This is a genomic window from Catenulispora acidiphila DSM 44928 (assembly GCF_000024025.1).
In the GTDB taxonomy this organism is placed as follows: Bacteria; Actinomycetota; Actinomycetes; order Streptomycetales; family Catenulisporaceae; genus Catenulispora; species Catenulispora acidiphila.
The window spans coordinates 14,844-36,776 of record NC_013131.1 but is presented as its reverse complement, the minus strand read 5'-3'; the positions used below and the strand labels follow the sequence as shown (position 1 = coordinate 36,776).

The window sequence follows — 21,933 nt, the reverse complement described above, 5'->3', positions numbered from 1 at the left end:
CTGCTAAGGACCGTCCGTTGTTCCGGCGCAGTACGCCTTCATCTGCGGGTCGTCACCGGGCTGCGACGCGGGCGCCGAGGGGGACGACGTGGGATTCTGCGGCTCCGGTGACCCCTGCTCGCCGCCGGTCGGGGCGGTCGTGCCGGCGGGGTCGCCGGTCGGCGCGGTGGGGTTCTGCACAGTGTTCGCCGGACCGTTGGCCAGCGGGGCGCCGGCCTTCGACGACGTGGGCGGCGCGGACGGGGCGAGGTTCTGCCCCGGCACCGTGGTGCCCGCCGTCTTGCCGGTCACGGCGCTCTGCTGTGGGTGACTCTGGACGACCAGCTGGTTGTGCCGGTAGTCGGCACAGGACTTCGCGGCCGACCGGTACTGCTCCAGGTAGCTCAGCGCGGCGCCCTTGGAGCCGAAGGACTCGGTCTTGAACAGGTCGGCGCGCTTGCTCTGCGGTACCGAGGCGATCCACAGCGGACCCTCGGACATCGTCTGCTGCGACGAGGCGAACGACACCTGCGACAAGCCCTGGTAGAGCAGCACCTGCTTGCTGTCCGTGGACGGCGTCACGTAGTACTGCCCCTGGCTGTACACGTACGCCCCGCCCGCGGCCGCGGCCAGCACCACGACCACCGCGCCGGTGATGATCAGGCCCTTCTTGCCCCGCTTGGCCGGAGCCGGTCCGCCGGGACCTCCGGGACCACCGTCGGGAGCGCCGCCGTACCCGCCGTCGGCATTGCGCCGCGACCCGGGCTGCTGGTTCTCCGCGCCGGGCACCAGACCTCGCTGCCCGGGCACCGAGTCCAGCTCAGTGGTCTGGGCGGAGGGGTCGAACTGCTGCTGCGCGGTGGTCACCGGTCCGCCGGGATGCTGCTCGGCGGCCAGCTGCTGGTTCTGGGCGTTCTGGTTCTGCGAGTTCTGGTTCTGGTTGCGGCGCGAACGCAGCCGGGCGGCGCGGCCGGCCGGGTGGTTCTGCGGGAAATCATCCTGCTGCGGACCGGGACCGGGCCCGCCGGAACCCTGGGTGCTGAACCGGGGCAGCTGCTCCACGCCCTCGCTGGCCGCGCCGACCACCACCGGGGTCAGCGACCCCAGCATCTGCGTGGACTCGTTCGGGCTGGCGCCGGGGATCGTGCCGTCGTCGAGGGTGTCGGCGACGATGCAGGTGATGTTGTCCGGACCGCCGGCGCGCAGAGCCAGCTCGATCAGGGCGTCGACAGCCTGCTGCGGATCGGCGTAGGCGGCCAGGGTTTCAGCCAGGGTCTCCTGGGAGACGAATCCTGACAGACCGTCCGAGCACAGCAGGTAGCGGTCGCCGGGGTAGGCGTCGAAGGTGCCGATGTCCGCCTCGACCTGCGTACGGCCGTCCAGGACGCGCATCAGCAGGGAGCGCTGCGGGTGGTGGCCGGCCTCCTCCTCGGTGATCCGGCCCTCGTCGATTAGGCGCTGCACCCAGGTGTGGTCGGCGGTCATCTGCTCCAGCAGGCCGTCGCGCAGGCGGTAGGCACGGGAGTCGCCGACGTGCACCATGCCGAAACGGCCGCCGGACCACAGCATCGCGGTCAGCGTGGTGCCCATGCCCTCCAGCTCCGGGCGCTCGGCCACGATCGCGCGCAGCCGCTCGTTGGCCGCCACCACCGCGCCGCCCAGCAGCGCCAGGTCGGGCTCGCCGAAGGCGGGGTCGGCCGGCGAGTGCGCGTTGCCGGACTCGCGGGCGGCCATGTCGTGCTGGGAGATGTGCAGGGTCTGCTCGTTCTCCGGCACGCCGCCGGGACCGCCTTGACCGCCCGGACCGCCGCCCGGGGCGCCGGGAGCAGGCTGGCCCTGGCCGGGACCGGCGCCGCCGGGCGCCATCACGGGCATCTCCCCGGTGCCGGACAGCAGGTCCTCGCCGCCGGGGGAGTCCAGCCGCGAGACCGTCGTCATCACGACAGCGCTGGCCAGCTCACCGGCGGCGGCGCCGCCCATGCCGTCGGCGATCGCCAGCAGCCGCGGGCCGGCGTAACCGGAGTCCTCGTTGCCCTCCCGGATCAGCCCGACATGGGAGCGGATCGCGTACCTGAGCACAAGAGCCATCTGGCACCTCTCCTTATCCCTATGCGCGCAACTCGAGCACGGTCTTGCCGATGCGGATCGGGACACCGATCTGTGCCACGGTCGGCGCGTTCAGCTTCGTCTGCCCGAGGAAGGTGCCGTTGGTGGAGCCGAGGTCTTCGACTATCCACTGCCCGGAGGCATCCGGATAGAGCCGCGCGTGCCGGCTGGAGGCGTAGTCGTCGTCCAGCACGATGGTCGAGTCGTGTGCCCGGCCCATCGTCACCTGCTGGCCGCTGGTGATGTTGACGGTGGTGCCGGCCAGCGAGCCGCCGACCACCACCAGCCGGGTGGGCGCCGGCGGGCCGCTGCGGCGGGCACCGGGGTTGTAGGGCTGCTGGCGGGCGCCGCCGCGCGCGGGCACCTGCTGGGTCGCCGCGGCGGCGGCCTTGGCTGCCTTGGCCTGCTGGCGCTTGCTCGTCCGGGATCCGTAGAGGTCGGAGCGCATGACCCCGACCGCGGAGAACACGAACAGCCACAGCAGCACCAGGAAGGCGAGCCGGATCACCGTGAGGGTCAGCTGGGACATCTGTTCGGGTTCGCCTCGCCCTTAGCCCTGCTGCCGGAAGATGATGGTCGTCGTGCCCAGGTGGATCACCGAGCCGTCGCGCAGGGGAGCCTGCGTGACGTGCTGGTTGTCGACCACGATGCCGTTGGTGGAGCCCAGGTCCGAGACGTAGGACGGAGTCCCGATCCGGATCTCGGCGTGCCGGCGCGACACCGACGGGTCGTCGACCCGCAGGTCGACGTCGGTACCGCGGCCCATGGTGGTGACCGGCTTGGTCAGCATGTGCCGCGCGCCGTTGATCTCCACCCAGCATTGGGTCTGGGACTGCGGCGGCGGCGCGTACTGCTGCTGTTGCTGCTGCTGGCCGGGGGGACCCCAGCCGGGCTGCTGCGGCGGCGGCTGGCCGTACGGGTCGTACCCGCCCTGGTCGTAGCCGCCCTGGCCGGGAGGCGGCGCGCCCCAGCCGGGCTGGGGACCGCCCTGCCCCTGCGGGGGCGGCGGGGATCCCCACGGCGCGGGCTGCGGCACGGGGTTCGGCGGCGGCACGGGCTGCAGGCCGCCGGGGCCCTGGGGACCGCCTGGGCCCTGGGGTCCACCCGGGCCCTGCGGACCGCCCTGTGGGCCGCCCTGGTAGGGGGGAGGCTGGCCGTAGGGGTCGTAGCCCTGGGGCTCGCCTTGCATCGAGGACACGGGCACCACTCCTGCCAACGCCTGACTTTGGATCCGGAACATCCCCGTGTCGAGATCGGCCGCACGCGCGAACTTCACCTCGACCGGTCCGACGAACATATAGCGCTGTTCCGCACCGTACTCACGGACGAGTTCGGCGAGTTCAGCGCCCAGGGGACCGGCGTAGGTCGCCAGCCGCTCGTAGTCCACGCCGCCCAACTCGACCGTGAAGTCGTTGGGCACCATGGTCCGTCCCTGGCTGACTATGGCCGCCCGGTCGTCGCACTCGCGCTGCAGCGCGGAGGCGATCTCCACCGGCTGGACCTCGGACTTGAATGCCTTGGCGAAGGCGCCGTTGACCAACCCTTCGATGCGTCGCTCGAACCGCTGTAGGACTCCCACGGACACCCCCTTCCGGCGCGCCAGCCTAGCGTTGACCGGCCTCGCAGACCATTCTGTCGTCCAGCACACCCGGGCGGTGCGCCGTCGTCGTCGGACCCACGGTCACACACACCGCCCGCCGCTGCGACGTCCAGTCCGTGTGCCTGTTACGGATGAGATCGTAACCACCCCGTCCCCCGCTGCGTACCCACATCGCCGCGAGATCAGCCGCACGGCCGCGCCCGCGCAGCTCAGCGGCCCGCCGCGTACGCTCCGTCACCACGAACCGCAAGCAGAAAGGTGAATGCGCTCTCGTCACAAGGACGTGCGACACCCCCCACCGGTTCCCATCGGATTCCGATCGTCGAAACAGACCATCAGCGGACGTTCCGGATGTGACGAGCGCGACGTTTGGGCCGCCCGGAATAGTGGCGGGAGCCCCCTTCGGCGCGTGCTAATGTTTGTGCAGCAAGAGCGAGCGCGAGTGGCGGAATAGGCAGACGCGCACGGTTCAGGTCCGTGTGCCCGAAAGGGCGTGGGGGTTCAACTCCCCCCTCGCGCACTTGCAGTTACCGACGAAAAGGCTCGGTTCCAGTGACGGAAGTCGCTAGGAGCCGGGCCTGATCGCTTTTCATGAGCGGAACAGTCTCGTAGGTGCTCCTGCTGATGCGTAAGGCATGTCGGCTGACTTGATGATCTCCCGGACATCGATCCCTGTGATAATCCGATGCCGTTGACAATCATGCTGTCTCAAGGGGTTCTGATGCGCCGCTCCAGCCGCGTTACCGCGATAGCACTGTCCGCGCTGACTGGAGCCGCCTGGCTCGCGTGAAGGGATCCGACCGCGCGGACACCGCGCTGAAGGTCGCCCGAGACGGCATGGGCTCGCCTCAGCACGTGGTCGTGGCCACTGGGGCGGGGTTCGCCGACGCCCTGGCGGCAGGTCCCTACGCGCCCAGTTCTGATGCCGCGCGTTCGGGCTGAGTACTGGTATCAGCGCCGCCGCTCCCCAGAGCGCGCCAGCACCCACTGCCACGTCTCGCTCCCCCTGCCCGTCTCCATGCTCACCAATTCGTCGACGAGCGGTGTGAAACCGGCGTCGGCGAGGTGGCGGGTGTTGGTGGCGGGGTCGTGGCTGGCGAAGAACATGGGGACGCCGCCGAGCCAGAGCTCGACGTCGTCGGCGGAGCCGCCGCGGCCGAACGACGCCAGCAGCAGGCCGCCGGGGCGCAGCCAGCGGGCGATCGCGGTCAGGAGCGGCTGCTGCTCGGCGCGGGGGATGTGGTTGAAGCTGTAGAAGGCTGTGACCGCGTCGAAAGAGCCCGCCGGCAGGTCCAGGCTCGTCATGTCCGCCTTGCGGAACTCGGCCGTCGGCACGCGCTGCGCGGCGAGCGCCAGCTGGCCCGCCGAGATGTCGACGCCGAGCACGTCGAAACGCTGCGCCAGCAAGGCCGTGGCGGGGATGCCGGCGCCGCAGCCGAGCTCGAGGACGCGCGCGCCGTCGGCGAGGTGTTCGCCCAACGCGCCGATGAAGCGGACGCGGGGGTCGTCGGGGACGCCTTCGCCGAACGTGGACAGGTACTCCTCGGCCACGGCGTCGTATCCGGACTCGATGATCGCCTTCGGATCGGTCGTCATGAGGCGTCAATCTAGTCCGAGATCGCTAGGCGGCCGAGATCTTTTGCGCGAGCCAGGCATTGATGATCTTTCCCACGTCGGCACCCTCCGGGATACTGCCCGTCCACTGCTGACCGTCGACGCTGATACACGGCACGCCGGTGCAGTGCGCCGTGGTGAAGGCTCTGGTGTAGTTGCTGCTTATCGCCGCCGCGTACGGCTGATCGTCCACACACTTCTCGAACGCCGCAGTGTCCAGCCCCGGGATCGTCCTGGCAATCGTGATCAGCAGCGCCGATGACGTGAAGGCGTCTAGGTTTTCTTGAGGCTGGTGGGCGTAGACCGCGCTCCGGTAGGCGGAGAAGTCGCCGCGGTCGGCGGCGCATTGCACTGCGTTGCCTGCCGCTGTGGACCCGCTACCCGACGTCTGTCCGTTCCTATCAATGAGGTTGACCGCGCGGTATTCGACCTGGATCTTGCCGGAATCAGCCTCCTCGGTCAGGTAAGCGCTGGTCCCGGCCTCGACGTCCCGGCACGGCGGGCAGCGGTAGTCCTCGTAGACGACCACCTTCGTCTTCGCCGACGCCGGCCCGAGGGTGACCGCCGCGTCCTGCGCCTGCGGCGGCTGCGCCGAGGTGGACGTCGTGCCGGCCTGCTGGACGGAACCGACAGTCGCACCGCCGCCGAAGGACGTCCCCACGATCACCGCGGCGGCGACCATCCCGAGCACCCCTGATCCGGTCAATCCGTTGCGCAGCCGGAGCGAGGACCGACCGCCCCGCAGGATCGCGTCGGTCGGCGGCGGCGCGACCCGCGTCGAGCCCGCGGCACCGGTCATGACCTCACGCAGGCCGTTCTCCCACGCCTCGTCCGTCATGTCTGTGCTCCCTTCATCGCCGCCGCGGGCTCCTGAAACGCGGAGAGCCCCGCGAGGCGCGCGTCCTTCCGCAACTTCGCCAACGCTCGCGAGGCCTGGCTCTTGACCGTCCCTACAGAGCACCCGACCAGGGCGGCGACCTCGCCTTCCGCCAAGTCCTCCCAGTACCGCAGCACCACGATCGCGCGCTGTCTCGGCGGCAGCGTGGCGAGCGCGGCGAACAACACGGTCCGTTCCTCGACGCCGGAACCGTCGTCCGGCGGCCAGGCAGGGTACTCGGGCACGGCGGCGACGCTGTACTCCAGCGGCCGCTTCGAGCGGAACCGGCTGCGGTTGGCGTTGATCAGGATCTTGCGGACGTAGGCGTCGACATCCTCGACCCGGCACACGCGATGCCACGAGCGATACGCCTTGATCAGCGTGGTCTGCGCCAAGTCCTCAGCGTGACCGAGGTCCCCCGTCAACAGATACGCCGTCCGCACCAGCCCCGGCCAGCGCGCGGCCGTGAAGCGGCGGAACTCGTCTTCGTCCTCGGGACGCATCCGGTACCCCCTTCCGCAGCACAGACCACGGACTCCCCGGAACAGGTTGCATCACTGCGGCTATAAAGCGCGCACGTATAAGGGGAAAACTGCTTGCCGCCCCTGCCGCGCGTGCCGACCATGAAGCCATGCTGGCAACCCTGCTGCCCTTCCTCATCGCCTGCACGGCGGTCGCCGCGGTCCCCGGACAGAGCACGGCGCTGATCATCCGCCAGTCGATCCGAGGCGGGAAGCGCGCCGGCTTCGCGACCGTGCTGGGCAACGAGAGCGGCGTGTTCGTCTGGGGCTGTGCCGCCGCCTTCGGCTTCACCGCGCTGCTCGCCGCCTCCGAGATCGCCTATGACGGGATGCGTGTCGTCGGCGCCTGTGTGCTGGTGTGGTTCGCGGTCCAGTCCTTCCGGTCCGCCCGCAGGATGAAGCAGGACGAAGCCGCCGAGGAGACCGACGAACTCGGCGGCGACGCGCGGACCAAGGGCCCGCTGTGGTCCTACCGCGCCGGGCTGCTGACGAACCTGGCGAATCCGAAGGCGGCGATCTTCGCGATGTCCTTCCTGCCGCAGTTCGTCCCGGCGCACGCCCCGAAGCTTCCGACGATGGTCCTGCTGGCCGCGACCTGGGCCGTATACGAGGTCTTCTACTACTCGCTCTACGTCTGGTGCGTCCAGCGGCTGCGCGCGTTCTTCAGCCGGCGCGAGGTCCGCCGCCGCATGGAGCAGATCTCCGGCACGGTCATGCTGGGCCTGGCCGTCCGGATGGTCGTCGAGAACAGCTGACGGGTATCACCTGGGTATGACCGACATCGAGATCCGCCCGGCGACTCTGGACGATCTGGACGGCCTCAGCCACGACAGCGCCGAACTGTTCGCGGAGGACGGCCTCGCGCGGGATCGCCTGCGCGACCCGGACTGGCCGCGCGACAACAACCGCGCGTGGTGCGCTGGACTGATCGCCGCCCCTGATGCCCTGGTACTGGTCGCCACAGAGGAAGGCACTGTAGTCGGGCACCTGATAGGCACTTTTAGCCCGGCGTCCTCTATGTGGACCGCAGCGCGCGCCGAACTGGTCAGTACGCATGTAGCGCCCTCCTATAGAGGACAAGGGATCGGCGGACGCATGGTCGAGGACTTCATCGCCTGGGGAAAGGACCGCGGCGCGGCGCGCCTCCACGTCTCCGCGTATACGGCGAACAGCGCCGCGATCCGCTTCTATCAGCGCTTCGGCTTCGTACCGCTGTCGATCGAGCTAACCCTCGACGTCGACTAGCTTCGCCTTCAACGCGGCGACCAAAGCCTCGTCGACGCCGAGTTCCTGTTCTGCGTACCCCTCTACAGAGCCGTAGCGGGACTTCAGATCAGCGATGAACAGCTCCATCGGTTCCTTAGGAGCGCGCGCATACGCGGACCATGTGAGTTCGCGATCGGGATAGAAAGCCTTCCAGTCCGCGATCAGCCGCTCCGTCGCCAACTCCGTCAGAGCGAAGTCGGCTACTACGTCGTCCTCAGATACCCCGATCAAGCTGAGGACCAGCATGGCGATGATGCCGGTCCGGTCCTTGCCGGAAGCGCAGTGGAAGACCGTCGTCCCGGACTCCGGATCGGCGATGACGTCCAGGACTCCGCGGATCTCCTTACCGCCGTCCTGCGCGACCTCCATATAGCGATCCGCAAGGAAGCGCCACGGATCGAAGTCGTCTCCCAGCGCACCCTGGTCGTACGGCTGGTGCTCGATGCTCAGGTTGACGTAGCGCAGTCCCGGGAAGTCCGGAACCCGGCCGGACTGCTCGATCTCCCACGGGTACCGCAGATCGACGACCGTGTGGACGTCCAGCGCACGGAAGCGCTCGACATCATCGGACTCGTTCAGCTTCCGCAGGTTGTCCGACCGGTACAGCACGCCCCACTTCGTCGCGCGACCGGCGCCGGCCGGATAGCCGCCGAGGTCACGGAAGTTGTGCAGGCGCTGGAATTCCACGTGTCGGGTCATGGGCCCAGTGTGGATCACCGCGGCCGGCTACGCGGAAGCGGACACCGAGGCGGCGGCGGAGGCGGCCTCATCATGGCGGGCCTGCGCGGCCTCGACCTCCGGCATCCGGCCCTCCAGGAACTCCACCAGGTCCGCCAGCCGGTCCGAGGTCTGCGTACCGAGCGGCGTCAGCTGGTACTCGACCTTCGGCGGCATCGTGGACTGCACCTCGCGGGCCACGAAACCGTCCCGCTCCAAGGCTTGAAGCCCTTGGGACAGCATCTTCTCGCTCACGCCGTCGACGCGGCGGCGCAGCTCGTTGAACCGGACCGGCCCTTCCCGCAGAGCCATCATGATCAGCGCACCCCAGCGGCCGGTCACGTGCTCGAGCGCCTGACGCGACGGACACGGCGCCTGCAGGACGTCATAGACGACGTCGTAGGCCATGCCGAGGGCGCGCTCTTCCGCTTCGGGGGTCACGACTCCGGGTGTCACGACGCGCGTACTCATACCCCCACGGTACCTCACGCGCTTTCGATGCGGTAGCGCTGCGCATCAGTTTGCGCTTTCTAAAAGTTAGTGCCATCGTGAGGACCGCACTCACCACGAGTAAGCGCTTCAGCGCGCTGCTGCCCGACTTTGAGGAGTCCCCATGACCATCGCCATCACCGCCGCCGGCGGCCACCTCGGCCGGCTCGTCGTCGAGGACCTGCTGGCGCGCGGCGTCCCGGCGGGGCAGATCCGCGCCATCGTGCGCACCCCGGAGAAGGTCCAGGACTTCGCCGACCGCGGGGTGCAGGTGGTCCGAGGCGACTACGCCGACGTCCCCGGCCTGACCGAGGCGCTGCGCGGCGCCGACAAGTGGGTCTTCATCTCCTCCAGCGGCTCCGACGAGGACCGCTTGAGCCAGCACCTGACCGCGATCCAGGCGGGCAAGGCGGCCGGCGTGCCCCACGTCGTCTACACCTCGATCCCGAAGGCCGAGACCAACCCGATCAGCTTCGCCTCGGTCCACAAGGAGACCGAGGCCGCGATCAAGGAGTCCGGTCTGCCGCACACCTTCCTGCGGAACAACTGGTACTGGGAGAACCTGACCGCGAGCCTGCCGAACGCCATCGAGCACGGCGCGATCATCGGCGCCGTCGGCGAGGGCCTGACCGCGTTCGCCGCGCGGGCCGACTACGCCGCCGCGGCCGCGGTCGTCGCCACCACCGAGGGCCACGAGGGCAAGATTTACGAGCTCACCGGCGACCGCGCCTACAGCTACGCCGAGATCGCCGCCGAGATCTCGCGCCAGACCGGCAAGGAGATCGCGGCCGTGAACCTGGACCCCGAGGAGTACCGGAAGACGCTGGCCGGCTTCGGTCTGCCGGACTTCCTGTCCGCGGGTCTGGCCCACGCGGACTCAAAGATCGCCGAGGGCGCGCTGGCCGACGTCACCAGCGACCTCAGCACCCTGATCGGCCGCCCGACCACCACGGTCGCCGAGGCGATCACGGACGCGCTCAAGGCCTGATCCGGCCTCGGAAACGCCGAGTCCGCCGATCTCCCCCCTCGGAGACCGGCGGACATTTTTGTGGGCTCGAACCAGTGCCCGCAGCCGTGCTCACACCGCCTGGGCGGCATAGTCGGGCGAGATCTCGGCCGGCATCGCGTCCTTGCTCTTCGTGCCCTTCTCCTTCTTCGGCGCCGCCGGCAGCACCGGCTCATTGCGCAGCGCCCGGAAGGCGAACAGCGCGGTGAGGAACAGCACCACAGCCCCGACCCCGGCCGCGGTGTGCAGACCCGAGGCGTAGGCGTCGCGCGCCGTCGTCAGCAGCGCGTGGGTGGCCGGGCCGGGGAACTGCGCGGCCAGGGCGTCCGCGCCGCCGATCGTCTCGTGGCCCGCCCGCACCGCCGCGTCCGGAGCACCCGAGGCGCCGACGGTCTGCATCTTGTGGTGGTAGATCGCGGCGCCGACGCTGCCCAGCAGCGCCATGCCCAACGAGCTGCCCAGTTCCGCACCGGTCTCGTTCAGCGCCGAGGCCGAACCGGCCCGCTCGGCCGGAGCCGCGGCCATCACCATGTTCCCGACGATGCTCTGCGCCGCCACGACACCCCCGGCCGCGATACCCGCGCCGATCAGCAGCACCACGATGGGGTTACCCGGGTGTGCCAAGGTCAGCACCAGCGCACCGGCCGAGGAGACCAGGAACGCCACGCCGATGATCCGCCCGGGACGGACCTTGGTGGTCAGCGCGCCGGTGACTCCCATGCCGACGCTGACGAACGGCATCGCAGCCATCGACCACAGCGCCGCGGTGAACGGCCGCATCCCGGCCACCGACTGCAGATACTGCGTGTTGAACAGGCTGAAGCCCATCAGGACGAAGTTGCCGCACAGGTTCACCAGCATCGGCGCCCGGAAGGCCGGCTTGCGGAAGAGCTCCATGTCGATCAGCGGGTTCTTCGCGGTGTGCTGCCGCAACACGAAGGCGACGGCGAGTGCTATGCCGAACGCCAGCGACCCGGCGGCGGTGGCGCTGAAACCGTCCACGGCCAGCTGCTTGATGCCGTACACCGCCGGGAAGACCGCGGCCATCGACAGCACCGATCCCAGGACGTCGAACCGGCGGCCGTCGGCGGGCGCCTTGTACTCCGGCAGCAGCAGCGGGCCCAGGATCAGCAGCAGCGCCATCGCCGGCAGGTTGATCAGAAAAACCGAGCCCCACCAGAAGTGGTTCAGCAGCGCCCCGCCGACGATCGGGCCCAGGGTCACGCCGCCGATCAGGCCGCCGGTCCACAGCGAGATGGCGGTCTGCCGCTGCTTGGGGTCGTGGAACATGTTGCGGATCAAGGCCATCGTCGAGGGCATCAGCGTCGCGCCGGCCACACCGAGCAGCGCCCGGGTACCGATCAGCACCTCCGCGCTTCCGGAGTAGGCGGCGACGACCGACGCCGCACCGAACGCTGTCGCGCCGATCAGGAGCAGCCGGCGCCGGCCGATGCGGTCGCCGACGGCTCCCATGGTGATCAGCAGGCCCGCCAGGGCGAACCCGTAGGCGTCCATGATCCACAGCTGCTGGGTGGCGCTGGGCTTGAGGGACGCGCTGATGAACGGCAGCCCGAACAGCAGGACCGACATGTCCATCGAGATGAGCAGGCACGGCAGGACCAGGACGGCCAGGCCGATCCACTCCTTGCGGCCGGCCCGCGGAGCGGGGGCGGTTCCAGGGTTCTGAGTCGTCGTCATGGGGATCACCGTACAACCGTCTTGGACGCTTGTGCAAGACTTTTGTTCAAGACGTTCGTACTAGACAGTCGTCTAAGACTGCGGTAGGCTCGGCGCATGAGCAACCGTGACGACCTCCTCGCGGGGGCCAAGAAGTGCCTGCTGGAGAAGGGCTACTCGCGCACCACGGCGCGCGACATCGCCCAGGCCTCGGGCGTCAGCCTGGCCGCGATCGGCTACCACTTCGGCTCCAAGGACGCGCTGATGAACGAGGCGATGTTCCAGGCCATCGGGGAGTGGGGCGACCACTTGGAGGAGGCCTTCGCCAAGGCCGGCCCGAATCTGTCGGTCCAGGAGCGCTTCGCCCGGGTCTTCGACGACGTCTCCGCGACCTTCGACGAGAACCAGGCGCTGTGGATGGCCAGCTTCGAGCTGATCATCGAGATCGACCGCATCCCCGGCGCGCGCGACATGTTCCGGAAGGCGATCCCGGAGGCGCGCACGGGCCTTGCCAACCTGATCCTCGGCATCCCCGAGGAAGATGTGGACAAGGACATGGAGATGGGAGCCGGCGCTGTCCTGTACTCCCTGATGGCCGGTCTGCTCATCCAACGCTTCGCCGACACCGGGCAGACGCCGACCGGAGCCGATCTGGCCCGAGGACTGCGTCAGCTCGCTGATGTCCTAGAGGCTGATGTCCTTAAGAGCAGCGACAAAGCGGCCGCAGTCTCTTAAAGGACGCGGCCCGCAGTCGACCCGCTCAGCCGGCGACGGCCTGCCACAGGCTGACGCCGGCCAGCACGACCATCACCAGCGCCGCCAGCCGCACGATCAGGTGCAGCGGCAGCACCTTGAGCAGACTGCGCCCGCCGACGATGGCCAGTCCGCCGACCGCCCACAAACCCAGGGTGGCGCCGAGGCCGACGGCGAGCGGATCGGCGAACTTCGCTGCCAGGTTCGCGGTCACGATCTGTGTCAGGTCCCCGAACTCGGCGACCATGATCACCCCGAACGCGGTCCCGGCCACCTTGCCGAAACCGGCGTCGTCGCCGAGGTCCGGGGCTTCTTCGGCCTCTTCCTCACCGGCCTCGCGGCCGTGGCTGCGCAGCATCAGCACCGCGCCGCCGAGGAACAGCACCGCGACGATGGCCTCCAGCGGACGCCGCGGGACCAGGGTGAGCAGCGAGCCGGCCGCGACGGCGAGCGCGACGTGCACCACGAAGGCCGCCGCCACCCCGGCGAACACCCAGGACGGCCGGTACCGGGCGCCCAGGATCAGGGACGCGATCGCGGTCTTGTCCGGCAGTTCGGCCAGGAACACCACGCCGAACGCGGTCAGCAGGGCGGTCAGGCTCATACGGCGCTCACGAGCGTCAAACTACAGCGAAGCGGACGGCCGCGCCGCCGGTTCAGGACGATGGACGACCACTCGCTCCGGCGGTATCCACGCCGGATATCCAAGATCGCATTGAATGATGGTAGCTCGACCGGGTGATAGACACGGCATAAGTCCCGGAAACCCTCACAGATGGTCCACGGTCGCGGCCACACTGTGGGGATGAGCCCAGCACGCAGCGTATTAGCTGAAGAACTCGGTCGGCGTCTGCGTCGGCACCGACTGGACCTCGGCTTGTCCGGACTCGAAGTCGCCGCCCGCGCCGGTGTCACCCAGCCCTCGGTGTCGAAGATCGAACGCGGCATGATGCTCCCCTCCACCGAGGTGCTGGAGCGCGTGCTCGGCGTCCTGGGCCTGGCCGACGAGCACCGCACCGACCTGCGCGACCTGCTCACCCGGGCGGTCGACGACGCCGCCGACCGCCGCCGGCACGGCCGCGGCCTGGCGCTGCTGGACGCGATCGCCGAGCGCGAGCGCAACACCACGGCCCTGCGGTCGTTCTCCACCTCGATGATCCCGCCCCTGCTGCAGACCGCCGACTACGCCCGGTACGCCGCGCGCCTGACGCCGTGGATGTCAGAGCGCGAACTCGGCCGCGCCTCCGCCCTGCACCTGGAGCGCCAGGGCGTGCTGTTCGAACAGGGACGCAGCTTCGAGTTCCTGCTCACCGAGAGCGCCCTGCGCCTGTGCCCGGGTCCGCCCACGCTCGCCGCGACCCAGGCCGACCGGCTGCGCGTGCTCTCGGCGCTGCCCGGCGTGCGGATCGGCATCGTCCCGGACTCGGCCGCGGTCTCGGAGGTGTTCCCGCTGTACGGGTTCACGCTCCACGACGACGCGGCCGTGGCCGTGGAAACCTTCACCGGCGAGTTGCTGCTCTCTCGCGCCGACGAGATCGCCGCGCACGCCGCGGTCCTCGACGGCTACGCGGCCGGCGCCGACTACGACCTGGAGACGGCCACCGGACTTCTCACGAGTGACAGGCGCCCGCTGGCGTCTATCCCGGCGCCGGCCGGGGCAGGAACCGGCTGAACGGGTCGGCTCCGGCCGTCGGCGGGGGCCGCCGGCCGCCGCTGACCAGGGGGAGGGGCGCACGTCGGGTCGTCGGCCCAGTCCAACACAATCCATACAGGTGACCGCCGGCGACTGATCCTGCCGGATCGGTCACCGATTCCTCACAAGTGGTGTAGAACCAATGGGTATGAGTGCGGTGCGAAGTCCTTACGCGGCCAAGCTGGGCGGCCGGATCCGGCAGTTCCGGATGGAGCGCGCGCTGTCCAGCGGCGAGCTCGCGGCCGCCGCCTCTGTCACGTCCTCGGCGGTGTCCAAGGTCGAGCACGGCAAGATGGTCCCCAGCCGGGACGTGCTGGCCCGGATCGTCACTGCTTTGAACCTGCCGGCCGAGGAGCAGGAGAGCCTGTTCGACCTGCTCGGCCAAGCCGCCGCCGATGCCGCGAGCAACCGCGGCTACGGCAAGGGCCTGACCCTGCTGAACCAGATCGCCGACCGCGAGCGGGTCTGCTCGGCGGTGTCGACGTTCTCGAACTCGATCATCCCGCGCCTGCTGCAGACCGCCGAGTACGCCCGCGACGCCAACCGGCTCACCCCCTGGCTGTCCGAGCGCGAGGTCGGCAAGGCCGCGATGACCCACACCGAGCGGCAGTCGGTGCTGTTCGAGGACGGCCGGGAGTTCACCTTCCTGATCACCGAGGGCGTCCTGCGCACCTGGCCCGGCGAGCTGACGGTGATGGCCGCGCAGTTCGACCGGCTGCGGCAGATGGCGGTGCATCCCGGGGTGCGAGTCGGGATCCTGCCCTGGACCTCGGCGATGCGCGGGCTGCCGATGGTCACCTTCACCCTGTACGACGACCGCGAGGTCGCGGTGGAGATGTTCACCGGCGAGCTGCTGATGGCGCAGCCTGACAAGGTCTCGACACATGTCGCGCAGTTCCGGCGGTTCGAGGAGTCGGCTGTGTACGGTGAAGAGGCGATCGGCCTGATCAACCGGGTGGAGATGGACCTCGCGCGGCTGCCCCCGCTGGCTCTGGATGAGGATCTGTCATCCAAATAAGGGAACTTCCTTGAAATGCCCTGGAAAAGGGCGCATTGGGGGCTAGCCTGGCTGACGGGAGGGCGGAACCGCCCCCTCCTCACCATCCGGGAGGCCCCAGATGTCGTATTGGTCTCGCTCCTTCCCCGGACTGGCCGAGAACCTCGCCGAGGTCCGCCAGTTCATCCAGATGGTGCTCGGCGACGCGCCGGGCGCGGAGCTGGTGGTCCTGGCCGGGTCCGAACTGGCCGGCAACGCCATCGTGCACACCGCCAGCGGCGCGCCCGGCGGCCAGTTCGTGGTGCACCTCGCGGCCTTCGCGGACCGCTGGCAGGTGCGGGTCGACGACGCGGGCTCGCCGACCGAGCCGCGTGTCCTGGTCGACAGCATGGACGAGCACTGCGACTGGGACTCGGAGTCCGGGCGCGGGCTGGCGATGGTCGCCTCGATCTCCCGGAAGTGGGGCGTGCTCGGCGACCGGGCCGCGCGGGCGGTGTGGGCCGAGATCCCTTGTCCCGTCCCGCCCGGCGGCGGGATCGAGTCGGTGATGTCCGGCGGCATGCTCGAAGCCTTGGAGTCCGTGGCACGCGCGCTGGAAAACGAAAATCGGCCGCCGTATCAGGAACTTGATACTTCTTCAGCCACCGCGCCCGCGACGGCCGCTGTCCCTTCTGTGGCCATCGCGCCGGCGCGGTGGCCTGGAACGATGCCCAGCGATCCGGCGCGGGCCGAACGGATCCGGCGGCAGGCCAGCCACGCCGCCTTCCAGCGCGCGCTGATCGAGAGCGCGTACGCCGAAACGCTCGGGCCGCGTCCGCTGCCGTACTGGCCACCGTTCCCGAATCCGCTTGCTCTGCAAGGGTCTTCGCCCGGGACGCGTCCTCGATAGACAGGCGGCGCACGGCGTGGGGCCGGGATTGTCAGTGGCGTGAGAGACGATAATAGCCACCTAAGCGACAAATCCCCCTGAAAGGACCGGCCATGAGAATTCGTCCCGTGCTGGCCGTCGCCGGCTCAGTCTTTCTGTTCTCCTCCAACGGCTTCGCCGCCCACGCCGCGACCCAGGCACCTAGCGGGAACTCCTTACCCGCCACCGGAACCGCCGTCTCTCTCACCGAAGACGGCGACATGGTGTTGGAGTGCAACGGCGTCCTGCACCGCTTCGAGGTGCTGGGCACCGGACAGGTACGGGTCGGCGCCCGAGTGGCCGGGGATCAGCCGACCGTCGCCGTACGGACCGAAGCCGAGCAGCTGACGGGGTACGACGCCGACCTCGGCACGGTGACGGTGTCGGAGAAGACCCCGGCCGACGGCGACTTCGTCGCCCCGGCGGTCGGCCGGGAGTTCCCAGCGGCCGAGTCGCTGGCCCAGGATTTGACCATCTCCATGCAGCACAGTCCGTGCGGCGGCGGCGAGCCCGCGACGTTCACGAACAAGGCCGCGTTCCCTTTGCTGAACACGAATATGACGGCTTTCCCGCCGCGGAACGCGGTCTTCCTGATGACCGATCCCGTGGAGCTGACGGACATCGCGAACCCGTCAGGGCCCTCCATCATGCTGACGGAGTTCCCGCTGACGATCACGCAGGCGGCATGACCCTCGCGCCAGGGTTGATTCGGCGGACTTAGTGGACTTAGCGGACTAGGTGGACCGGGTGAACTCTGTGGTCTTCGTGGTCTTCGTGGTCTTCGTGGTCTCCGCTCGCGGCGCGACAGCCTGGTAGCCGTCGAAAAGCGGTCCGCCGAGACGGTCCAGGACGTCGCGGGCGAACGCCTCGACCGCGGCCGCGTCGTGCTGGGCGGCCAGCCAGCGGTCGGCCAGGTCCGGGTCGTGGTCGCGCAACTCGCGGAGCAGCCATTTGCCGGTGCCGTCCCAGCGGTTTCCGGCGACCAGCGCGTGATGCCCGGCGGCGGTCCACAGCGTGGCCGCGATGACCTGGCGCTCGCCGGGATCGCCGGCGTGGAAGAGATCGTCGAGCAGATCGGTGAGGCCGTAGCGCGCCGCTTCCAGCTGTGCCGGTCCCATCGGATCCGGCCCGGCGTCCAGGACCGCGCGGCAATATGCCTGCCGGTCGGCCGGGTCGCCGACGATCGGTGTTCCGCGGCCGACCATCCGGTACAGGCTCGGCTTGCGCTCGCGATACTCCTTGGCCAGCCACTGGTCGAGGGTCTGCTCGTCGTGCACGAACAGCTCGACCGGCCAGTCGCGGAAGACGAGCGACTCGCGGCGCGGCGCCAGCGGATCGCCGGGTGGGAGTGCCACGACGATGTCGAGATCCGAGCCGGGCGTTCGGTGCGCGGTCAGGACACTGCCGGCCAGCACGGCGTACACAGCCTGGGGATAACGTTCGCGCACCAGGGCTCGGGCGTCGGGAAGCGGATCACGGTCCATCGGATGATGATCGCCCGAAGCGCTGAGCTCGGACAACTCGTTTCCTTAGGAATCGGGCCGTTCGCTTAACGGCTTTCTTCACCGATTCTCATGCTCTCGGCAAGGCACTCTCATCGTCGGGGCGCATCGTTCAACCATGACCGGATTCGAGCACGACCCGTACCAGCCGGAGCAGCCCGCCACCGGCGACCCGCAGCCGTGGGGCCACCCGTCTTCCGGGCCGGTGCTCGGTCCGGCCCACGCCTCCGCGTCGGCTTACCCGCCGGCCTACCCGTCGGCCTCTTCGCCTTCGCCGGCCGCCTCCGAGCCGATGCCCCCGTACACGCCGCCGATCACCTCGATAACGCCGGGCTATGGCAACCCGGGCGAGGCCGGCGGTCTCGGCGGGCCTGGCAGTTTCGGCGGGCCTGGCGGTTTCGGCGGGCCTGGCGGTCCGGGCGGTCCCGGATACACCACGCATCCGGCGTTCTCCCCCGAGCCGCCGCGACGTCCGCGGCGCAAGCGCCGGATGGGCATGGCCCTGATCATCGCCGGCACCATCGCGGCCTCGGCCGCCGCCGGAGGCATCGCGGGGACCATAGCCAGCCACAACAACTCCTCCAACAGCGCCTCCTCGAGCGTGCCGCTGAACAACACGAGCGTGAACACCCCGGTCAGCAACCAGACCGGTACACCGACCACCACGGTCGGCCAGGTCGCCAAGGCCGCACTGCCCACGGTGGTCCAGGTCTCGGTGGAGTCCTATCAGGGCAAGTCGGTCGGCTCCGGCGTCATCCTGACCGCCGACGGCCTGATCCTCACGAACAACCATGTGATCACCGACGCGGCCAACGGCAACGGCCAGATCACCATCACCTTCAACAACGGCAAGACCGCCCAGGCGAGCATCGTCGGCTACGACAGCGGCAGCGACCTGGCGGTGATCAAGGCGCAGAGCGTCAGCGGCCTGCCCACCGCCAGCCTCGGCGACAGCAGCAAGATCCAGATCGGCGACACGGTGGTCGCCATCGGCTCCCCCGACGGCCTGCAGAGCACGGTGACCAGCGGCATCGTCAGCGCCCTGAACCGCCAGGTGACGGTCAGCAGCGAGTCCTCGAGCCGGTTCTCCAGCGGCAGCCAGGTCACCTACAGCGCGATCCAGACCGACGCCAGCCTCAACCCCGGCAACAGCGGCGGCCCGCTGCTGAACGCCCAGGGCCAGGTCATAGGCATCAACTCGGCCATCTACTCGCCGACCAGCTCCGCCAACGCCCAGGGCGGCAGCGTCGGACTCGGCTTCTCGATCCCGATCGACCAGGTCAAGACCATGCTCGCCAAGCTCGAAGGCGGTCAGATGAGCTAGCCGGCCCCGAACCGCGAACGCCCCGGATGGTGGCTCCGGGGCGTTCGCCATGCCCGCGCGGTCAGGGCGCCAGCGCGATGCTGTCGCCCCGGTGCACGTTCACGACGTCGTCCACAGCGTCATCCACGCCGACCGTCCGCAGCGGCTCGAAGCTCACCGGCGGGCGAGCCGGGTCCGGACGCCGAGCGCTCTGCTTGTCCCGTCAGCCCTGGTTGTCCTTGCTGCCCTATCTGCCCTGACAGTCCTGGCAGCGCCAGCCCCGCGGAGCCGACACGCCGCAGACGCGGGCCGCCGTCCGCGACAGGGCGAGTATCCAGTGAGTACCCGAGTTTCTGCGCCCACACGACGTGCGCGATCGGTCTCGGGGGCACGCGGACCAGCTCCCACCGCTGGATCGAATCGCGGCTGACACCGACGAGTTCGCCGAGTTCGCCTTGCGCCATACCCAAGGCCAGGCGGCGGTTCCGTAACGGGACGGCCAGTCGCCGTCGCTCGAAGGCCTCCCACAACTCGCCCGGCCGCTGGCGCACCGGGCCGTAGCGCAGTTCGCCGTCGCGCCCGACGATCACCAGCCGCCGCCCCAGTTCCCAGGACCACTGGATCAGGTGGCCCAGGGTCGGTTCTATCGCCCCGGTCTCCCACTCGGAGACCGCCCTGCCCCGGACCGGCAGCCCGGTGGCGAGGGCGTTCTGCGAGAGTTCGGCGTCCAAGCGGGCCGAGCGCAGACCGGCGATGATCCGTGAGAAGGCCCTTTGTGCCGCGTAGTCAACGTGCAGCGCCATCAACGCGTCCAGTCCTCCGTCGTCATGCCGACCTTTCTTCGTGCTCTGGCTTGCGGGGGAAGATCGACGGCCGGGCCGTCGGGCCCGGATATCCCCGGGATCTCCTCGAACGTGATCTCGGCCCAGACCGATCGGGCGTGCTCGTCGCCCTCGACACCCCACTGGGCCGACAGGGAGGCGACGATGGTGAGGCCGCGCCCGGCCTCCTCGAAGTCGGTGGCGGCGCACACCTCGGGGGTGGTGGGCCCGCCCTGGTCGTCGACCCGCACCCGGCAGCGGTTCCCGAACCGGGCCAGCCGCAGGATGAACTCCCCGCCGGGCCGGCCGCTGGCCGTGTGCCTGATGGCGTTGCCCGCCAGCTCGTCGGCGACCAGCGCGGCGATGTGCGCCCCGTCGCCCCGGCCGAGCACGGCGTAGGTGAAGCGGCGCGCCTCGGCCAGGCACTCGGGCCGGCCGGCGAATTCCTTGGACCAGACGTCCATGTCTCACCCACCCCCCTTGGCCGGCCGGTTGGCCCACCGGCAGCGGATCAGCGTCTCGGTGTGCTCGGCGACCATCAGCGCGGCCTGGCGCGGGTTGCTGCCGGTCTCGTGCATCACCAGGCAGGCCAGGGCCGTCTGCAGGCCTCTGTGATAGCCGTGCCACTCGCTCAGGTCGCGGCGGTTCTGCTCGCCGGTGTGGAAGTACTCCCCGGCGTCGAAGGTCAGCGTCGCCGCCAGCCCCAGCAGCGCCAGGTAGCTGCCCGTATGGCCGGCGGCCAGCAGCCGCCGCTGGAACTCCGCCTCGGCCGGGGTCACGGCGATCCCGAACATCGCCGGCATCTGCCCGATCACCCGCCCGTCGCTGTGCTCGGCGAGGAAGGCACCGATGTCCTCCGGGCGCCTCATGCCGAACCCGCCGGCCGCATCGGCGACCACGGCATGTCGACCGTCTGGTGCACGACCGTCTCCGGGAGCGGGGATCGGTCGAGGATGAGGCGGGTCCACCCGCTCGGATCGGTCGCACAGCCCAGAACCTCGACCCACTTCCCCCCGATCTGGGCCCAATCTCCCACCACGAGGTCTGATGCGTACTTGAACTCGAATCGAGGCACCTTCGGTCTCCTTTCGGCGGAACGTGCCACGCGATCTCGTAACGCGCCGTTAGCTTCCGACCGCAGAGGCGCACCTCAGGTTACTGACTTCACAGTATTGCGACAAGGATAACGGGGTATTTGCCACCTCGCCCCTACGAACGCCGCATACCGGCGGAGTGCTGCTACTGTGTCGCTGAGGTGCGCACGGACGGGATTCGATGGAAGTAGGGGCCTGCGACACATGAAGCGCGTCGACGACCGGCCGCAACACGCACGGATCGCCGCCGACCTGCGCGCGAAGATCCTCGCCGGCGACATCACGGGCACACTCCCGCCCTTCAAACGCCTGATGGAGCTCTACAGCACGACCACCAACACCGCCCAAAGAGCCGTCGCACTGCTCAAGGCAGAGGGCTTCGTCGAGGGCCAGCGGGGCAAAGCCCTGATCATCCGCGCCGACCGCATCAGGATCGTCGACGCCGCGTCCCAGTTCGAGCCGCCGGCCAGCACCATCACCTACCAGATCCTGCACATCGGCCCGGCACGCCCACCAGCGGACGCCGCCCAGAAACTGGGCCTGGCCGAAGGCGAGACAGCGCTGCTCCGCAAGCGCCTGATGCTCCGCGACGAAGAACCGGTCGAGATCGAGTGGTCCTTCTACCCGGAATCAGTCGTCACCGGAACCGCCCTCGACAAGCCACTCCCGCAGCGCGACCTGGCCACCGCGCCAACAGTCCTGGCAGCCCTGGGCTGGAAGCAAGCCGGCCTCGTCGACGAAATCCAAGTCCGCGAGCCCACGACCGAAGAACTCCAGACGCTGGAACTCCCCGACGAGATCCCGGTCATGCGCACACTGCGCACGATCACCGATGCCGAAGGCACGGTGCTCGAGGTCACGGTCATGATTACGAGCGGCCACCTGTACGGCGTGCGCTACCAGCAGAAGCTGACGCCGCCCGCGTAGCATCCGGGCTCAGTCCGCAGAGTACTGCGAAACCAGTACGGTCACGCCCACAGCGAGATGCCGTGCACCCCGCCACGCTCCAAC

The 21,933-nt window shown here is 69.5% G+C and carries 26 protein-coding genes and 1 tRNA gene; 12 read left to right on the top strand and 15 right to left on the bottom strand.

The window, feature by feature from the left end; all coding sequences use genetic code 11:
• Positions 1–3: 3 nt before the first annotated feature.
• The 3 genes from CACI_RS51895 to CACI_RS00175 are packed head-to-tail and all read right to left on the bottom strand — an operon-like array spanning position 4 to position 3,664.
• The gene (locus CACI_RS51895) at positions 4–2,067 is read right to left on the bottom strand and encodes a PP2C family protein-serine/threonine phosphatase (protein WP_012784285.1); all 2,064 of its coding nucleotides are present in this window, start codon (positions 2,065–2,067) and stop codon (positions 4–6) included.
• 19 nt (positions 2,068–2,086) lie between these two features.
• On the bottom strand, positions 2,087–2,614 hold the full coding sequence (locus CACI_RS00180; protein WP_012784284.1) for an FHA domain-containing protein FhaB/FipA: 528 nt from the start codon (positions 2,612–2,614) through the stop codon (positions 2,087–2,089).
• 21 nt (positions 2,615–2,635) lie between these two features.
• The gene (locus tag CACI_RS00175; RefSeq protein ID WP_012784283.1) at positions 2,636–3,664 is read right to left on the bottom strand and encodes an FhaA domain-containing protein; all 1,029 of its coding nucleotides are present in this window, start codon (positions 3,662–3,664) and stop codon (positions 2,636–2,638) included.
• Between the two features lie 457 nt (positions 3,665–4,121).
• Between CACI_RS00175 and CACI_RS00170 the strand changes: the two genes are divergently transcribed.
• Together CACI_RS00170 and CACI_RS47325 are read left to right on the top strand one after the other, a co-directional pair.
• Positions 4,122–4,205: transfer RNA gene (locus CACI_RS00170), tRNA-Leu, on the top strand.
• A 266-nt stretch (positions 4,206–4,471) separates the two neighbouring features.
• The gene (locus CACI_RS47325) at positions 4,472–4,627 is read left to right on the top strand and encodes a cell wall-binding repeat-containing protein (RefSeq protein ID WP_190276705.1); all 156 of its coding nucleotides are present in this window, start codon (positions 4,472–4,474) and stop codon (positions 4,625–4,627) included.
• 9 nt (positions 4,628–4,636) lie between these two features.
• Here CACI_RS47325 and CACI_RS00165 read toward each other — a convergent pair whose 3' ends face one another.
• Genes CACI_RS00165 through CACI_RS00155 form a run of 3 tightly spaced genes read right to left on the bottom strand, consistent with a single transcriptional unit; the run spans position 4,637 to position 6,679 of the window.
• Positions 4,637–5,281 (bottom strand): class I SAM-dependent methyltransferase, encoded by a 645-nt coding sequence (locus CACI_RS00165; protein ID WP_012784282.1) that lies wholly within the window; start codon positions 5,279–5,281, stop codon positions 4,637–4,639.
• 25 nt (positions 5,282–5,306) lie between these two features.
• Complete coding sequence (locus CACI_RS44820; protein ID WP_012784281.1) at positions 5,307–6,137, bottom strand: DsbA family protein; 831 nt, start codon at positions 6,135–6,137, stop codon at positions 5,307–5,309.
• The gene (locus tag CACI_RS00155; protein ID WP_012784280.1) at positions 6,134–6,679 is read right to left on the bottom strand and encodes a SigE family RNA polymerase sigma factor; all 546 of its coding nucleotides are present in this window, start codon (positions 6,677–6,679) and stop codon (positions 6,134–6,136) included. The genes CACI_RS44820 and CACI_RS00155 overlap by 4 nt, the downstream gene beginning before the upstream one ends.
• Before the next feature lie 128 nt (positions 6,680–6,807).
• On the opposite strand from CACI_RS00155, the gene CACI_RS00150 reads away from it, so the two are divergent.
• Together CACI_RS00150 and CACI_RS00145 are read left to right on the top strand one after the other, a co-directional pair.
• Complete coding sequence (locus tag CACI_RS00150) at positions 6,808–7,452, top strand: LysE family translocator (RefSeq protein ID WP_012784279.1); 645 nt, start codon at positions 6,808–6,810, stop codon at positions 7,450–7,452.
• A gap of 16 nt (positions 7,453–7,468) precedes the next feature.
• Positions 7,469–7,942 (top strand): GNAT family N-acetyltransferase, encoded by a 474-nt coding sequence (locus CACI_RS00145; RefSeq protein ID WP_012784278.1) that lies wholly within the window; start codon positions 7,469–7,471, stop codon positions 7,940–7,942.
• Here CACI_RS00145 and CACI_RS00140 read toward each other — a convergent pair.
• Together CACI_RS00140 and CACI_RS00135 are read right to left on the bottom strand one after the other, a co-directional pair.
• Entirely contained in the window at positions 7,922–8,662 is a 741-nt protein-coding gene (locus CACI_RS00140) for a tyrosine-protein phosphatase (RefSeq protein ID WP_012784277.1), read from the bottom strand. The genes CACI_RS00145 and CACI_RS00140 overlap by 21 nt on opposite strands.
• A 27-nt stretch (positions 8,663–8,689) precedes the next feature.
• Entirely contained in the window at positions 8,690–9,151 is a 462-nt protein-coding gene (locus tag CACI_RS00135; RefSeq protein WP_012784276.1) for a winged helix-turn-helix transcriptional regulator, read from the bottom strand.
• Positions 9,152–9,293: 142 nt separating this feature from the next.
• Here CACI_RS00135 and CACI_RS00130 point away from each other — a divergent pair, with 142 nt between their 5' ends.
• Positions 9,294–10,157, top strand: a complete 864-nt coding sequence (locus tag CACI_RS00130; RefSeq protein ID WP_012784275.1) for an SDR family oxidoreductase — start codon at positions 9,294–9,296, stop codon at positions 10,155–10,157.
• A gap of 90 nt (positions 10,158–10,247) precedes the next feature.
• On the opposite strand, the gene CACI_RS00125 is transcribed toward CACI_RS00130, so the two are convergent.
• Positions 10,248–11,873 carry an MFS transporter gene (locus tag CACI_RS00125; protein ID WP_012784274.1) on the bottom strand — a complete coding sequence of 542 codons (1,626 nt, stop codon included), beginning with the start codon at positions 11,871–11,873 and terminating at the stop codon, positions 10,248–10,250.
• Positions 11,874–11,969: 96 nt separating this feature from the next.
• Here CACI_RS00125 and CACI_RS00120 point away from each other — a divergent pair, with 96 nt between their 5' ends.
• Positions 11,970–12,587: a TetR/AcrR family transcriptional regulator gene (locus tag CACI_RS00120; RefSeq protein WP_012784273.1), complete on the top strand. Its 618-nt coding sequence runs from the start codon at positions 11,970–11,972 to the stop codon at positions 12,585–12,587.
• Between the two features lie 25 nt (positions 12,588–12,612).
• Here CACI_RS00120 and CACI_RS00115 read toward each other — a convergent pair whose 3' ends face one another.
• Positions 12,613–13,209: a TMEM165/GDT1 family protein gene (locus CACI_RS00115; protein WP_012784272.1), complete on the bottom strand. Its 597-nt coding sequence runs from the start codon at positions 13,207–13,209 to the stop codon at positions 12,613–12,615.
• 201 nt (positions 13,210–13,410) lie between these two features.
• On the opposite strand from CACI_RS00115, the gene CACI_RS00110 reads away from it, so the two are divergent.
• The 4 genes from CACI_RS00110 to CACI_RS00095 all read left to right on the top strand — a co-directional run bounded on the left by CACI_RS00110 (position 13,411) and on the right by CACI_RS00095 (position 16,891).
• Positions 13,411–14,277, top strand: a complete 867-nt coding sequence (locus CACI_RS00110; protein ID WP_190276704.1) for a helix-turn-helix domain-containing protein — start codon at positions 13,411–13,413, stop codon at positions 14,275–14,277.
• 169 nt (positions 14,278–14,446) lie between these two features.
• Complete coding sequence (locus CACI_RS00105; protein WP_049871405.1) at positions 14,447–15,316, top strand: helix-turn-helix domain-containing protein; 870 nt, start codon at positions 14,447–14,449, stop codon at positions 15,314–15,316.
• A gap of 100 nt (positions 15,317–15,416) precedes the next feature.
• On the top strand, positions 15,417–16,184 hold the full coding sequence (locus CACI_RS44815; protein ID WP_012784269.1) for an ATP-binding protein: 768 nt from the start codon (positions 15,417–15,419) through the stop codon (positions 16,182–16,184).
• 92 nt (positions 16,185–16,276) lie between these two features.
• Positions 16,277–16,891: a hypothetical protein gene (locus CACI_RS00095; protein WP_012784268.1), complete on the top strand. Its 615-nt coding sequence runs from the start codon at positions 16,277–16,279 to the stop codon at positions 16,889–16,891.
• A gap of 45 nt (positions 16,892–16,936) precedes the next feature.
• On the opposite strand, the gene CACI_RS00090 is transcribed toward CACI_RS00095, so the two are convergent.
• Positions 16,937–17,686, bottom strand: coding sequence for a nucleotidyltransferase domain-containing protein (locus CACI_RS00090; RefSeq protein WP_012784267.1), 750 nt, complete (start codon positions 17,684–17,686; stop codon positions 16,937–16,939).
• Positions 17,687–17,822: 136 nt separating this feature from the next.
• On the opposite strand from CACI_RS00090, the gene CACI_RS00085 reads away from it, so the two are divergent.
• Positions 17,823–19,028, top strand: a complete 1,206-nt coding sequence (locus CACI_RS00085; protein WP_012784266.1) for a S1C family serine protease — start codon at positions 17,823–17,825, stop codon at positions 19,026–19,028.
• A gap of 119 nt (positions 19,029–19,147) precedes the next feature.
• Here the strand turns inward: CACI_RS00085 and CACI_RS00080 are convergent, their stop codons facing one another.
• The 4 genes from CACI_RS00080 to CACI_RS00065 are packed head-to-tail and all read right to left on the bottom strand — an operon-like array spanning position 19,148 to position 20,903.
• Positions 19,148–19,810 (bottom strand): helix-turn-helix transcriptional regulator, encoded by a 663-nt coding sequence (locus tag CACI_RS00080; protein WP_012784265.1) that lies wholly within the window; start codon positions 19,808–19,810, stop codon positions 19,148–19,150.
• On the bottom strand, positions 19,810–20,292 hold the full coding sequence (locus tag CACI_RS00075) for an ATP-binding protein (RefSeq protein ID WP_012784264.1): 483 nt from the start codon (positions 20,290–20,292) through the stop codon (positions 19,810–19,812). Before CACI_RS00075 ends, CACI_RS00080 begins: the two co-directional genes overlap by 1 nt.
• A 3-nt stretch (positions 20,293–20,295) precedes the next feature.
• A complete protein-coding gene (locus CACI_RS00070) occupies positions 20,296–20,697 on the bottom strand; it encodes a hypothetical protein (RefSeq protein ID WP_012784263.1) in 402 nt (133 codons plus the stop codon).
• Entirely contained in the window at positions 20,694–20,903 is a 210-nt protein-coding gene (locus CACI_RS00065) for a hypothetical protein (protein WP_012784262.1), read from the bottom strand. The genes CACI_RS00070 and CACI_RS00065 overlap by 4 nt, the downstream gene beginning before the upstream one ends.
• A gap of 223 nt (positions 20,904–21,126) precedes the next feature.
• Here CACI_RS00065 and CACI_RS00060 point away from each other — a divergent pair, with 223 nt between their 5' ends.
• Positions 21,127–21,849: a GntR family transcriptional regulator gene (locus CACI_RS00060; RefSeq protein ID WP_012784261.1), complete on the top strand. Its 723-nt coding sequence runs from the start codon at positions 21,127–21,129 to the stop codon at positions 21,847–21,849.
• Positions 21,850–21,933 lie beyond the last annotated feature (84 nt).

Bases quoted from the DNA above. Each gene is read 5' to 3' on its own strand.
- CACI_RS00110 (WP_190276704.1), top strand. From the start codon at position 13,411: ATGAGCCCAGCACGCAGCGTATTAGCTGAAGAACTCGGTCGGCGTCTG.
- CACI_RS00085 (WP_012784266.1), top strand. From the start codon at position 17,823: ATGACCGGATTCGAGCACGACCCGTACCAGCCGGAGCAGCCCGCCACC.
- CACI_RS00060 (WP_012784261.1), top strand. From the start codon at position 21,127: ATGAAGCGCGTCGACGACCGGCCGCAACACGCACGGATCGCCGCCGAC.
- CACI_RS00080 (WP_012784265.1), bottom strand. From the start codon at position 19,810: ATGGCGCTGCACGTTGACTACGCGGCACAAAGGGCCTTCTCACGGATC.
- CACI_RS00115 (WP_012784272.1), bottom strand. From the start codon at position 13,209: ATGAGCCTGACCGCCCTGCTGACCGCGTTCGGCGTGGTGTTCCTGGCC.
- CACI_RS00130 (WP_012784275.1), top strand. From the start codon at position 9,294: ATGACCATCGCCATCACCGCCGCCGGCGGCCACCTCGGCCGGCTCGTC.
- CACI_RS00095 (WP_012784268.1), top strand. From the start codon at position 16,277: ATGAGAATTCGTCCCGTGCTGGCCGTCGCCGGCTCAGTCTTTCTGTTC.
- CACI_RS00150 (WP_012784279.1), top strand. From the start codon at position 6,808: ATGCTGGCAACCCTGCTGCCCTTCCTCATCGCCTGCACGGCGGTCGCC.
- CACI_RS00145 (WP_012784278.1), top strand. From the start codon at position 7,469: ATGACCGACATCGAGATCCGCCCGGCGACTCTGGACGATCTGGACGGC.
- CACI_RS44815 (WP_012784269.1), top strand. From the start codon at position 15,417: ATGTCGTATTGGTCTCGCTCCTTCCCCGGACTGGCCGAGAACCTCGCC.
- CACI_RS00105 (WP_049871405.1), top strand. From the start codon at position 14,447: ATGAGTGCGGTGCGAAGTCCTTACGCGGCCAAGCTGGGCGGCCGGATC.
- CACI_RS00135 (WP_012784276.1), bottom strand. From the start codon at position 9,151: ATGAGTACGCGCGTCGTGACACCCGGAGTCGTGACCCCCGAAGCGGAA.
- CACI_RS00165 (WP_012784282.1), bottom strand. From the start codon at position 5,281: ATGACGACCGATCCGAAGGCGATCATCGAGTCCGGATACGACGCCGTG.
- CACI_RS00180 (WP_012784284.1), bottom strand. From the start codon at position 2,614: ATGTCCCAGCTGACCCTCACGGTGATCCGGCTCGCCTTCCTGGTGCTG.
- CACI_RS00120 (WP_012784273.1), top strand. From the start codon at position 11,970: ATGAGCAACCGTGACGACCTCCTCGCGGGGGCCAAGAAGTGCCTGCTG.
- CACI_RS00070 (WP_012784263.1), bottom strand. From the start codon at position 20,697: ATGAGGCGCCCGGAGGACATCGGTGCCTTCCTCGCCGAGCACAGCGAC.
- CACI_RS00090 (WP_012784267.1), bottom strand. From the start codon at position 17,686: ATGGACCGTGATCCGCTTCCCGACGCCCGAGCCCTGGTGCGCGAACGT.
- CACI_RS44820 (WP_012784281.1), bottom strand. From the start codon at position 6,137: ATGACGGACGAGGCGTGGGAGAACGGCCTGCGTGAGGTCATGACCGGT.
- CACI_RS00075 (WP_012784264.1), bottom strand. From the start codon at position 20,292: ATGGACGTCTGGTCCAAGGAATTCGCCGGCCGGCCCGAGTGCCTGGCC.
- CACI_RS00140 (WP_012784277.1), bottom strand. From the start codon at position 8,662: ATGACCCGACACGTGGAATTCCAGCGCCTGCACAACTTCCGTGACCTC.
- CACI_RS00155 (WP_012784280.1), bottom strand. From the start codon at position 6,679: ATGCGTCCCGAGGACGAAGACGAGTTCCGCCGCTTCACGGCCGCGCGC.
- CACI_RS51895 (WP_012784285.1), bottom strand. From the start codon at position 2,067: ATGGCTCTTGTGCTCAGGTACGCGATCCGCTCCCATGTCGGGCTGATC.
- CACI_RS00125 (WP_012784274.1), bottom strand. From the start codon at position 11,873: ATGACGACGACTCAGAACCCTGGAACCGCCCCCGCTCCGCGGGCCGGC.